The sequence below is a fragment of the Bifidobacterium sp. ESL0769 genome (genome assembly GCF_029395495.1).
Classification (GTDB): Bacteria; Actinomycetota; Actinomycetes; order Actinomycetales; family Bifidobacteriaceae; genus Bifidobacterium.
This window is the reverse complement of record NZ_CP113918.1, coordinates 1176256-1188200: the sequence shown is the minus strand read 5'-3', so window position 1 is coordinate 1188200 and position 11945 is coordinate 1176256. Positions and strand designations below refer to the sequence as shown.

Annotated in this window: 9 protein-coding genes and 1 tRNA gene; 3 read left to right on the top strand and 7 right to left on the bottom strand. The window is 55.5% G+C overall.

The window, feature by feature from the left end; genetic code table 11:
- Positions 1–254: 254 nt before the first annotated feature.
- On the top strand, positions 255–1322 hold the full coding sequence (locus OZX72_RS04835) for a hypothetical protein (protein WP_277159265.1): 1068 nt from the start codon (positions 255–257) through the stop codon (positions 1320–1322).
- Between the two features lie 1063 nt (positions 1323–2385).
- On the top strand, positions 2386–3534 hold the full coding sequence (locus tag OZX72_RS04830) for an IS1249 family transposase (RefSeq protein ID WP_277159264.1): 1149 nt from the start codon (positions 2386–2388) through the stop codon (positions 3532–3534).
- Between the two features lie 90 nt (positions 3535–3624).
- On the opposite strand, the gene OZX72_RS04825 is transcribed toward OZX72_RS04830, so the two are convergent.
- From OZX72_RS04825 to OZX72_RS04810, 4 genes are all read right to left on the bottom strand, one after another.
- Positions 3625–3783 carry a hypothetical protein gene (locus OZX72_RS04825; protein WP_277159263.1) on the bottom strand — a complete coding sequence of 53 codons (159 nt, stop codon included), beginning with the start codon at positions 3781–3783 and terminating at the stop codon, positions 3625–3627.
- Positions 3784–3860: 77 nt separating this feature from the next.
- Positions 3861–3934 (bottom strand) — tRNA-Pro (locus tag OZX72_RS04820).
- 372 nt (positions 3935–4306) lie between these two features.
- Positions 4307–6442: a bifunctional cytidylate kinase/GTPase Der gene (gene der / locus OZX72_RS04815; protein WP_277159262.1), complete on the bottom strand. Its 2136-nt coding sequence runs from the start codon at positions 6440–6442 to the stop codon at positions 4307–4309.
- Positions 6439–7215, bottom strand: coding sequence for a pseudouridine synthase (locus OZX72_RS04810; RefSeq protein ID WP_277159261.1), 777 nt, complete (start codon positions 7213–7215; stop codon positions 6439–6441). Before OZX72_RS04810 ends, der begins: the two co-directional genes overlap by 4 nt.
- Positions 7216–7399: 184 nt before the next feature.
- On the opposite strand from OZX72_RS04810, the gene OZX72_RS04805 reads away from it, so the two are divergent.
- Positions 7400–8425 (top strand): aquaporin, encoded by a 1026-nt coding sequence (locus tag OZX72_RS04805; protein WP_277159260.1) that lies wholly within the window; start codon positions 7400–7402, stop codon positions 8423–8425.
- Positions 8426–8458: 33 nt separating this feature from the next.
- Here the strand turns inward: OZX72_RS04805 and OZX72_RS04800 are convergent, their stop codons facing one another.
- The 3 genes from OZX72_RS04800 to OZX72_RS04790 all read right to left on the bottom strand — a co-directional run bounded on the left by OZX72_RS04800 (position 8459) and on the right by OZX72_RS04790 (position 11876).
- Entirely contained in the window at positions 8459–8746 is a 288-nt protein-coding gene (locus OZX72_RS04800; protein WP_277159259.1) for a DUF3017 domain-containing protein, read from the bottom strand.
- A 149-nt stretch (positions 8747–8895) separates the two neighbouring features.
- A complete protein-coding gene (gene purH, locus OZX72_RS04795) occupies positions 8896–10563 on the bottom strand; it encodes a bifunctional phosphoribosylaminoimidazolecarboxamide formyltransferase/IMP cyclohydrolase (RefSeq protein ID WP_277159258.1) in 1668 nt (555 codons plus the stop codon).
- A gap of 26 nt (positions 10564–10589) precedes the next feature.
- Positions 10590–11876 (bottom strand): DUF6350 family protein, encoded by a 1287-nt coding sequence (locus tag OZX72_RS04790; RefSeq protein WP_277159257.1) that lies wholly within the window; start codon positions 11874–11876, stop codon positions 10590–10592.
- Positions 11877–11945 lie beyond the last annotated feature (69 nt).

Sequence of the window (11945 nt, the reverse complement as noted above, 5' to 3'; positions counted from 1 at the left end):
TATGGAGTTTGAACGATATCTACAAACCCAAATCTCATTACCCCATCTTGCTATGCGGTCTTCCCTGAGCACGGAAATTCTTTGAGAAATAATATACGTTCGTGTTAGTTTGGATTCGAAGGGCTTTCAATCGCAATGCCGTTGTGTCGTTGAAGACGTCGTCAATCGCCGGCATGGTTTATTGCCTCACCTGGTGGACAATCAGATAATTTGGTTTCAGGTCCCCTAGACTTCGAACGGCGGGCACACTTTCGTTGTCAGTCGGCGTCGCTGTTTCCGCTATCGGAGTTTTTGCCTTAGTCTGTCTTATCGCTGCGGACTTTTACCGCAGTTTGAAGGATCCGTTTTCAAGAATGGTGTTTTCGCTGACGTTCCTTTCTATGTATGACGAACCAGCAGTACTGCTTGCTCGCGTAGAAGGTTCACAAATCAAGATCTGGTTTGATGCCGTGCTGTTGTTCATTATCCCGGCTGCGGTTACCGGTTCCAAGATGAGCGACATGCATTGGCGTGCGAAGGCAAAGCGCAATAAAATGAATCGCACATACTCGAAATTCGCTATGAGATACTGCCCCAAAATGATGCCATGGGCGATGTTAGGTATGGCGACGGTAAATCTGGCAGGCGTACTGCCTTATGGACAAGTATCGGTAATGCTATTAGGCCCGGGTCTCCTACTCTTTGGATCCTGCCTTCTAATTTTCGTTGTCGGTTTGTTCTGTAATCTCGCATCTGTGATGTGGAAGACGTCACCTGCCGCCGTTGACAAAGAATACGAAAACTCTATAGGGGTTATTGTCGTCATACTATTCATTATTGTCCTATGTTGTTGTTCGCTGGTTTATGATTCCCGTCATCGACAGAACTACAGTTCCATTCTGATGATCGGTATGTTCGTGGTAGGTGCGTTTGTCTCCTGTGTAGCTGTCAGACTCATGACCGTGTCATCACCCGCCCGTTCGATTAGATCAGGGACCGCAAAATGCTTGACAGTCCTGTATGTCATGTTTCTGGGATGCGCATTCATCGAAATGCTCGAGGATAAACGCATGGACTGGTTCGTATGGGTGACCGGTCTAGCACTCACTATGGAAAGCGTAATCTCGCTATTCGCCTGCCATGACCTGTCTGCTGCAGAATCACGTGATTCGCCCGCAGACATCGTATGGTTTGACAAATCAGTTCCCTATTTGTTGTTCGGTGTGGTTTTCAGCATGGTCATGCTTTTTATACCGATGAAAACGGGCGGCGGAGGGGAGAACGTTTTTCCAAGCTCTTTCATCATGGGTCACCGTACAATATACGGTCTTTATCTGGAATGAACGGCAGATGAACATCATCTCCCCGACTTTTGGGGAAATCTGTAATTGGGCCCATGAAAAAAAGGTTGCCCTACCGAATTATCTTAAACGCTGTACTACGACTATCTGGCCGAACTAGCACGTTATATCTCTGCCCAGACAAAGTCATACAGGAACACGAACGCGAACGTAGACAGCTTCGCCAATGTCTGACCCATGATAGCGCTTACATCTCCATGACGATAGTAATCTCCATGTGTTGTCGAGTTCAGCATTGTACCAGCTGTTAAGTCGAAGTCACGACCTCTCATACTGCTGCTGAATTTGGGCCCTGCGCAACACCCCACACAATGGTTCAGCGGCACACAAATGTGCGCATGCCGCTCAACGAGTCGACCACTTTCCGTCACCTGAAGCCGTCGATGCCGCTGGCACATGTGAACCTTTTCTCAAGCCTCAAACCTCTATATGTTCTTTTCTAATCGGATGCGTCTGCGCTTATAAGCACTACGAGCAGGTTATAAAAACCTTGGTTCTACACAAACGATGACACACCCACAACATCGTATGATAGAAGAAACGGACGAAGCAATCCTGCGCACCGGCAACATCTCGTGGCTCATCGCCTGCCCGCTCCACCCTCAGATACCACGAACAGCGCCGCATCCTCATCGCGTAACGCGACTCAGAAGGCCCCACCTTACTCCCTATCATCTGGCGCAACCGCATCAGTATCAGGCTCTTCGGTTCCACGGTATGGACGGTGAGGACATGCACACATCCACTATCTGCAAAACACTTATGACAATCTAATATCGCCAACAACGACGATTTGAAGACACTGAAGCGCCAGCCAGCTTAGGCATGAGAACTTTAGGGTTAAGTAAACAAAAGTGTGTCTTATTTTCGGGGTTTGACGTTGCGGGAGTAGGCGTGCGGGCCTGTGTTTAACGTTTGTGGCGTTGAACACCGGTCTTTCGTCTCCCGGCTTGACTTTCGCGCGGTTGTGTGCTGGCTGTTGCATGGCGGTATGGCCAGGAGGAGATCATCGAGGGCGAGGCGCTGCCCGCTGTGCGGGCTGCCGATGCGCGGGAACGGATACACGAAGGCGGGGCGGCGGCGCTGGAGGTGCGACGCGTGCTCGGCGAGCGGCATCGCCGCGAGGCCGGGTGCCAAGCGCCTGGCCGAGTTCCGGGCATGGCTGGGCTGGGTGCTGGGCAAAACGGACGTCCTGCAGGCCGCCCGGGCGATCGGGGTCACCACCCGTCAGGGGTTCGCGAAACGCACCGCCTGGTGCTGGGGCATCAGGCCTGTCCTCCCGAAGCCCGGGAAGGCGCATTGCGTGGAGGTGGACGGCACGTACCTGAACGGCTGGTGCCTGCTCGTGGCCGTCGACGCCGAAGACGGCAGGCCGCTGGCGTTCCAGTGGTGCGACACCGAGAAGAAGGCCGCCTGGCTGGCCCTGTTCCGCCGCATCCCACGGCCGGACGTCGTGGTCTGCGACGGCGGCGTCGGCTGCCTCGCGGCCATCGGCGCGCGCTGGCCGGGCATGAGGGTCCAGCGCTGCCTGGTGCACGTGCTGCGGAACACCAGGCGCGACCTGACCTCCAGACCGCGCACCGCACCCGGCAAGGCGCTCTACAAACTGGCCAGACGGCTCGTGAACGCGGAACGCTGCGGCACCCCCGAACAGGCGCGGCAGTGGATGGCCGACCTGCAGGAATGGTACGGGGAGAACAGGGAATGGCTGGACGAGCGGACCGTGGCCACCGATCCCGACACCGGGTTCCGCCGCACCTGGTACACCCACCAGAAGGCCCGCGACGCCTACCACCGGCTCGCCAGGCTCAACGCCGCCGGCATGCTCTTCACCTGGCTCGACCCCGAACTGACCGCCGGAGGGCCGGTCGCGTGGAACACGAACATGCTCGAGGGCGGCACCAACAAGCCGGTCAAGGACGCCATGCGACGCCACAACGGCCTCAGCCCGCAGCACGCCAGACGCGTCTGCGAATGGCTCCTCTACATGAGAACCCAAGACCCCGAACCCGAACGGCTCGCCAAAAACGCGCTCCGGAAAAGAAAACCGAAACACAGGGATACCGGCCACGGCATCGCCCTTCCCGGACTCGACCGGCGCTCCGTGCAACAGCCGGCCCCCGACGACCCCGCCGTCGATGCCTACGAATCAGGCTTCGGCATCAGACACGGATGGGCCGGATACTCGGCATGACCACCATCCGGACAGAATAAGACACACTTTTGTTTACTTAACCCGAACTTAGGGATATAGGCCAAATTGTGTGTCTGGCGGTTTGGTTTTCTAGTAGGTCTGGTTGGGGTATCTGGTGGCGGTGTGGAATTCGTTCCAGTCGATGCCGGTGCCGTATGTCTCGGGTGTGCCGAGGGTGCGTGCCGAGGATCTTGCGGACTGACTTTTGATGTTGACTGTATGTTGACTGTTGGGGAGTATCTGCGGCAATGTTGACTAATGTTGACCGGTTATGAAAAACGCCGGAATCCTGAACCTTCAAAAGGTTGGAATTCCGACGATATTCGTCGGGTCGGCGGGATTTGAACCCGCGACCCCTTGACCCCCAGTCAAGTGCGCTACCAAACTGCGCTACGACCCGAACAGTGCAAAGCACCGAGAAAGAAGTTTAGCACAAATGTGGCAGTGCCACTACTATCGGCGTGGCGCAAAGAATATAGGGGCCTGAGTTGCACAGGCAGAAGCTCGAAATAATAAGTCAGAAATGTCGGACACCGGAGAAGTAATAACAAGCTGAATTCTGTGAATAAGCACAAAACCACGAACCTCAGCAAAATCGTAAAAGCACAATCTGCATCTTTCACTGAAGACAAATCTTAATAAGGGCGACCGATACAGATTCAACAATAAGGATGTGGTCTCACATTCAACTATAAAATATGAGTCGCGTATAAAAATGTGGGTCGCGAGCTCACAACAAACTCACGACCCACATTCTTAACGTCAACAGTCGTTACTTCTTCTTCGACTTGCGCTCGCGGATGTGCACCGAGATCTGGATCGGGGTGCCTTCGAAGCCGAATTCCTCACGCAGCTGGCGCTCGATGTAGCGGCGGTAGCCGTGTTCGAGGAAGCCCGTGGCGAAGATGACGAAACGCGGCGGACGCGTCGAGGCCTGGGTCGCAAACAGGATGCGAGGCTGCTTGCCGCCGCGCAACGGGTGCGGGTGGGCGGACTGGATGCGGCCGAGGAAAGAGTTGAGTTTGCCGGTCGGTATGCGCTTGTCCCACGAATCCAACGCAGTGTTCATTGCCGACAGCAGACGGTTGGTGTGCCAGCCGGTCTTGGCGGAGAGGTTGACACGCTGAGCCCAGGTGACCTGGTCGAATTCGGTCTGCCACAGGCGTTCGAGGCGTTGGCGGTCGAAGTCGTCCATCAGGTCCCACTTGTTGAACACCAGCACGATGGCGCGTCCGGCATCAACGGCCTGACTCATCACCTTCAAGTCCTGGTCGGAAATCGGCTGTGAAGCGTCAAACAGCACCAGCGCAAGCTCGGAACGTTCGATGGCTGCCTGCGTGCGCAGCGACGAATAGTATTCGGCGCCGGAAAGCTTGTGCAGACGACGCTTGATGCCGGCGGTATCGATGAAGAGCCAGTCCTCGTCGCCGATGCGAATGATCTCGTCGACCGGATCTCGCGTGGTTCCGGCCAAATCATTGACGACGCTGCGTTCCTCATGTGCCAGTTCATTGAGCAACGAGGACTTGCCCACGTTCGGCTTGCCGATCAGGGCAACGCGACGCAGATTGGTGGGCGTCAGGAATCCGGAGGTCTTCTTGGCTTTTTTGAGCGTATCCACAGCCACGTCGAGCAGGTCGCCCACTCCCCTGCCGTGCATTGCGGAAATGCCGTAAGGCTCGCCCAGACCAAGCTTCCAGAAATCGGCAGCCAGGTATTCGTTGGAACCGTCATCGATCTTGTTGACGGCCAGCACGACCGGTTTGCCGCTTTCTCGGAGCATCTTGACGATTCGCTCGTCGGTAGATGTAATACCAACTTGTCCATCGACCACCAATACCACGGCGTCGGAAAGACCCACAGCCACCTGCGCCTGCGAAGCAATGGCGGATTCGATGCCTTCGACATCGGTTTCCCAACCGCCGGTATCGACCAGCTTGAAGTCGGTTCCGGCCCATTCGGCGTCGTAGCTTACGCGGTCGCGGGTCACGCCGGGAGTGTCTTCCACGACGGCCGCGCGACGGCCGAGAATACGGTTGACCAGTGTCGATTTGCCGACGTTAGGCCTTCCGACCACCGCAAGCACGCCAACGGCCTTCTGCTTAGCAGCGGTATCGCCGTCAACCGTTTCGCCGGCAAGCAGCGCCTCGTCTTCCTCGTCAAGGTCGTAACCTTCAAGGTTCGCGGCGTACTGCTTATATGACTGCTCCTCAACGGCCGCATCGACCAATGCAATAAGCTTGTCAAGCGTCTGTTCAAACGTCAAATCAGAGTTGTCGACAGTCGTTACGCCATCGGCCGCTTCAAGGAAGCTGGTAGCCTTGGAATCGGCCTTGTCGCGGGCGATGACGTTATCTGCACCAACGCCAGCGCCCGCAGCAGACTGCCCGGTACGCCGCGTCTGACGCACTTCCGGGCGCGCAGTCAAAAGTACACGCACTTCCGAATTCGGAGCAACGACAGTGGTGATGTCGCGTCCTTCGGCAACGATTCCGGCACCCTTCGAGAATGAATCGACAGAAGCCTCACGGTTGATATACGCCCGTTGCGCGGCAATCAGCAGATGCCGTACCGGCACGATATTCGAGACCTTCGAGACGTGTGAGGAGACGTTCGAATCGCGAATCGCCTCGCTGATGTCCTCGCCGTCAACCAGAACCTTCGGGTCATCAGGATCAACCCCGATATCGAAATGGTCGCCGGTGAACAGGTCCCCCACCATTTCAGTGATGACCTGCTCGTCAACTACGTCAGCATCCAAATCAGCACCCTGTTTGAGGCACCACCAAGCCGCAGCGCGGTACATGGCGCCGGTGTCGAGGTAGGCATAGCCGAAATATTTGGCCAGCGCCTTGGAAGTCGATGATTTGCCCACTCCCGCAGGCCCGTCAATGGCTACTCGTATCACAGACCAACCTCCTTGGAGAGCGAACGGACTTCCGTCTGCGAAAGCACGCGGTACGACCCCGGCTTCAGATCGCCGAGCTTGATGGGCCCGATCTGCGTACGTACGAGCCTACGCACCGGGAAACCGACGGCGCCAAAGATGCGGCGGACGATGCGGTTCTTGCCCGAGTGCAGCACGACCTTAACGATGGTCTGGTCGCGCGAGGAATCGATGATGGCGCAATGGTCGAGACGGATAAGCCCGTCGTCCAAATTGACGCCTTGGGTGACCAGACGCCGGCAGATGTTGCCGCTGATGCGTCCGTCAAGCGTGGCGACGTAGGTCTTCTTGACCTCGTAACGCGGGTGCATGACGTGCTGGCTGAGCTCGCCGTCGTTGGTCATCAAGATGAGGCCTTCGGTTTCGTAATCCAGGCGTCCCATATGGAAAATGCGCTCGTATTTGTCGCCGACGATGTCGCGGAGCGTATAGCGCCCCTTCGGATCGTCCATGGTGGAGAGCACCTTCTTGGGCTTGTTGAGCGCCAGAGTGATGTGCTTGTTGTTGAGCCGAATTCTTGACCCGTCAACGCGAATCTGCTGACTCGAAGGATCGACACGGGTGCCGAGCTCAGTCACCAGTTCCCCATCAACCTCCACTCGGCCTTCGGTGATGATTTCCTCACACTTGCGCCTCGAGCCGAAACCGGCCTGCGCCAAGAGTTTTTGAAGGCGAATCCCTTCATCGTAATTTTCGTGATGCGCCTTCTCGGCGTGTGAATATGCGTGTGGCATCGTTCTCCCAACGTGGCCTTGCGAAGCGTTCTCATACAACGTTTCGTCGCGTACTGAATTCGCTGCGTATCTACGTAATACTTTCTACGTGAACACAACTAGAAACCAGTATACAGTAATTACCGCCCTCTTGCTATCATATTGTGTTGTATGGCGTCAATTCATATATAAAAAGGAATAATTGATGACGGAACAAAAAGCACAACACACAGGCAGTACGAGCGGGAAATCCATTTCGATTTCGGGTATTTTGGGCGAGCTCGTCGGCAGCTTCCTGATTTTTCTTGCTATTTATCTCGTTTCTGCGTTGAGCCCATCGCTCTATGGCCCCAGCGCGATTCTAATCGCCGCAGCCACGGGCCTGGCCTACGCTGCCATGACCTTCATCTTCGGCAAGTTCTCAGGTGGCCAATTCAACCCGGCAGTGACGTTGGCGGCAATGCTGACCGGCAAGACCAATTTCATCAATGGCCTTTGCTACATCATCGCCCAGGTTCTTGGCGGCATCGGAGCCGGTGCAATAGTCAAGTTCGTATTGCCGACTTCCAAGGCTGCGCCGGCCAAGATGTGGTTCGCGAATGCGGTCAACGGCTATGATCAGGGTTCCATTTCCTCCGCACAGTTGCAACAGGCCGGCGTGAGTTTCGGCATTTTCTTCGCGATTATCGTCGAGGTCCTCGCCACGGTCATCGTGGTAGCGGCTTCGCTGCGTGCTATTGATGATGACGGTAAGGCCACTAAGAACGCGGCGGCTATCATGGGCGTTGCATACGCACTCGGTGTCACCTTCACCTATCCGATTACCGGCGCCTCGCTCAACCCTGCACGTGCCACCGGCATCGCCATCTTTGCCAACAACGCGGGTCTTGCCGTAAACCCGTTGAAGCAGCTCCTGATCTTCTGGATCTGCTCGATTCTCGCCGCGGCCGTCGTCGCCATCGTCGCCATCGTCGCGCAAATGCTTTCCAGCAAGCATGAGGAAGACGTTGAAGCTCTTGACGTCACCGCTGACTGGGAGAAGGACGACAACGATTCCAAGAGTGAAGTTGAGGACGCGGAATCTGAATCTTCTGAGCAGTCCGCTGATTTCCAAATGCCATTCCTTGGCGATTCAAACAAGACTGAGGATTCAGCTACTCAGGATGCTACCGACAATGACGCAAATGACGCAACCATCGAAAGCATCAATTTCAGTGAAACCAAAGACTAATCGGATTGACTGATAACGCTTGAAAAGCGTTGTTTACATCATCAGCCGAATGCTGAAGTAAACAACCAGCAGTCCGATTCCCAAGGCGATGCCCATAAAGGCGTCGAATCCGACTGAACGGATTTTCCAAGGGCTTCGGTCTTTCAAGATCAATCTGATAAGTCCCGTGATAATGGCCGTCGCAGCGAATACCGCTGTGGCGGCCATTGTATGTCCGAGGCCTGCCAATACTGCGGCAACAATGACCAGACCCAGCACTCCCCATTCGAACAGCGGTTTGCCTTCGTTTTTCTCGGAGACATACGGATGCTTGTGGGACATGGTCATTCCTTTTACGATAAAAATACCGGTACGTGAGCCAGTTTAGCCGCGTACCGGTATTTTAGTTTATGAAGTTATCGATAGTCTGACACTTAACCGCGTTTTTTATTCGTTTCCACTCAGCTCAGCTGGGCTTCACTACACCCGGCTCAGTGGAAGAAGTGTCTCGTTCCCGTCAGATACATGGTGATGCCACGCTTCTGTGCGGCCACGATCACTTCCTTATCGCGGATTGACCCGCCAGGTTGCACAATTGCCTTGACACCCGCATCAATCAATGCTTCGGCACCATCGGCGAACGGGAAGAACGCATCAGAAGCAGCGACTGAGTCCTTCGAACGATTCGCGCCATCAGCAAGCGTGTTGGCTCGCTCGACGGCCAGATGGCAGGAATCCACACGGTTGACCTGCCCCATGCCGATGCCTACCGTAGCCCCATCGTGAGCCAAAAGCACAGCGTTTGATTTCACGCACCGAATCGCACGCCATGCGAATACCAGATCATGAAGCGTATCGGCATCAGCATCTTCGCCGGAAACAAGTTTCCAATTTGCCGGATTATCGCCAGGGGCGTCGATTCGGTCGATGGACTGCGCCAGGATGCCGCCGTCGATTTGACGGAACTGCATGCTAGTATGCGGCCGCTGCGCCACCTTGAGGATACGCAGATTCTTTTTGTGAGCTTTGAGCAGTTCCATCGCCTCAGGCTCGTAATCCGGGGCCACAATGACTTCGGTGAAAATCGGACGGACGTTCTGAGCCATTTCAAGAGTGACGGCGGAATTCGCCGCAATGACCCCGCCGTAAGCACTCATCGGATCGCAGGCGTGAGCCTTGAGATGGGCTTCGGCGACGGTCTTGCCAATCGCGAGACCACAAGGATTGTTGTGTTTGCAGACAGCCACGGCAATCTGCGGCGCGAAATCCCAGACCGCACGCCATGCCGCATCGGCGTCGACGTAATTGTTGTAGCTCATCGGCTTGCCGCCAAGCTGTTCGGCATGCGCGAAGCCGGTCTGGTCCAGCGCATCGACGTACAGGCTCGCCTGCTGGTGCGGGTTTTCGCCATAACGAAGCCCATGAGCATAGTCCCAGGTACGGGTCAGATGTGCGGGGAATAGCTCGGTTTCGGAGCTCTCTTGAGCCTGCTTGTTCTCCTCCGCTTTGTTTGTATCCCGGGTGACTGCAGAGGTGCCATCGGCAATGCTTGCCGGCTTCGGCCAGTGGCTACCGGTCCATTCGGCAATGGTAGCGTCGTAAGTTGCCGTTGTTTCGAACGCTTTGGCGGCCAACCAATGCCGTTCTTCTGCCGAGAATCCGGTACCGTCGGTCACACGCTGTGCGGTCAACGCATAATCAGCGGGATCGGTGATGACGGCCACGCTGGCACTGTTCTTCGCAGCCCCACGGATCATAGACGGTCCCCCGATATCGATTTTCTCGATGATATCGGCTTCACTCGCCCCGGACCGGACGGTATCGGCGAACGGATAGAGATTGACGATGACCATGTCAAACGGCTTGATATCAAGCGATTTGAGCTCTTCGGCCTGTGCCGGATTGGTCATATCTGCCAAGATTCCCGCGTGAATATGCGGATCGAGCGTTTTGACCCGTCCTCCAAGGCTTTCGGGAAAACCGGTGACTTGTTGTACTTCGGTGACATCGACGCCTAGTTCGGCAAGCCGTTTAGCCGTGGAGCCGGTGGAAACGACTTCAGTGCCGGCCTTAATAAAGGCATCAGCAAGTCCTTCGATACCGGTTTTGTCGTAAACCGAGACCAAGGCGCGGCGAATTCTGCGATTGGTGTCTGTCATCTGTTTCTCCCTTTGTTGTGGCGGTATTATGGGATTTCCGTCTCATCTTCCGGCGTTGAACCGGCAGCTGATAATGAGGCTGAAGTAGTTGAGGATGTGGAAACGGCATTGCCGATATCGCTATTTTCGTCTGTGCCATCATTCCCGTTTTCGTTCGTTTTTCCTTGGGCTCTCAGATAGCCGAAGAACAATCGCATCGCAAAGACCATGGCGACGACCACGACGGAGAGCAGCCAGGCGAACGAAAAACCAAGGGCAGTGGGCAGGCACACCACCCGAGAGGAAGCGGCCGAATCCACACCGACATGGGCAAGGCGATGCTGTCCCAAAGCCCCGGAAGAGAGACCGAAGAGAATGTTCATCAGCAATGCCATCAAGGCGCTGGTGAGGAAGAAGGAAAGAATCGGATAAATGAACTGGCCGATAATTCTGCCGATGTTCAACGGCTCTTCCGGTTTGCCGGCACCGATGGCGAAGCAGCGCGGTAGAAACAGCTCGACGGCTCCGATAAGGAGGCCACAGACGAGTGGAATCGATATGAAGCAGACGCGGAGGACATCGTTGGATACCGCCTGCGGGAATATCGCGAAAATCGGCACTGCAGGAAGGCCTGCAGCGTGGTCGTTCCATAACGTGAATGATGCAAGGTCTCCGATGGTGAATCCCGAACCGAACAGCCAGGAAATCGCCCACAGGCAAAGGTTCGGCAGCCATGCCAGGGTGCAGATCGTAGTCATGATCCGGGAACCGGTCTGCATATTGGCCAAGTGGAAGACACGCACCATGGCACTTTGGTTGGTGACGACCCAGACCATCACGGTGATGAAGCCGATAGTAAGATAGCCTAGAAGCAGGGCAATGGTATTGGTGAGTCCGAGTTTCAGGGCAACGGTGAGACGATTAGAAATGTTGTCGCGAATGAAGGTGACGCACCGTTTCATGAATTTCGACTGTGGCAAAGCACCGCACAGGAAACCGACGGTGAAAACGATGGCCGTCTTGACCATGACGAGCCAGATGGGGTCTTCAAGAATAACTGCGACGTTCTGCGTGAATACCCACATGATGGCGACCCACAGTAGCAAGCCCGTTACATAGGCTTTGGGATTTCCGGAAAGTACTTTGGTTAGCCATGCTATCAGCCAGATGAGCAAAACCATCAGGAAGAGTGGCACAATGCTCAGTGTGATGGCCCCAGCGCGGAAACTCGCGCCTTGGCTCAAAAGTACAATCGCCAACGTCAGCGGAACCGATTGGCCGGAAAGTGTGCCGCCGCCTTCTTCCATGGAGACAACCAGCAAGGTTAATGCCATGAAAAGCCCTAGGCACACCGTGAAAATCACAGATCCGCCAAGGGCTATCAGAACCCCTTTTATCCATGG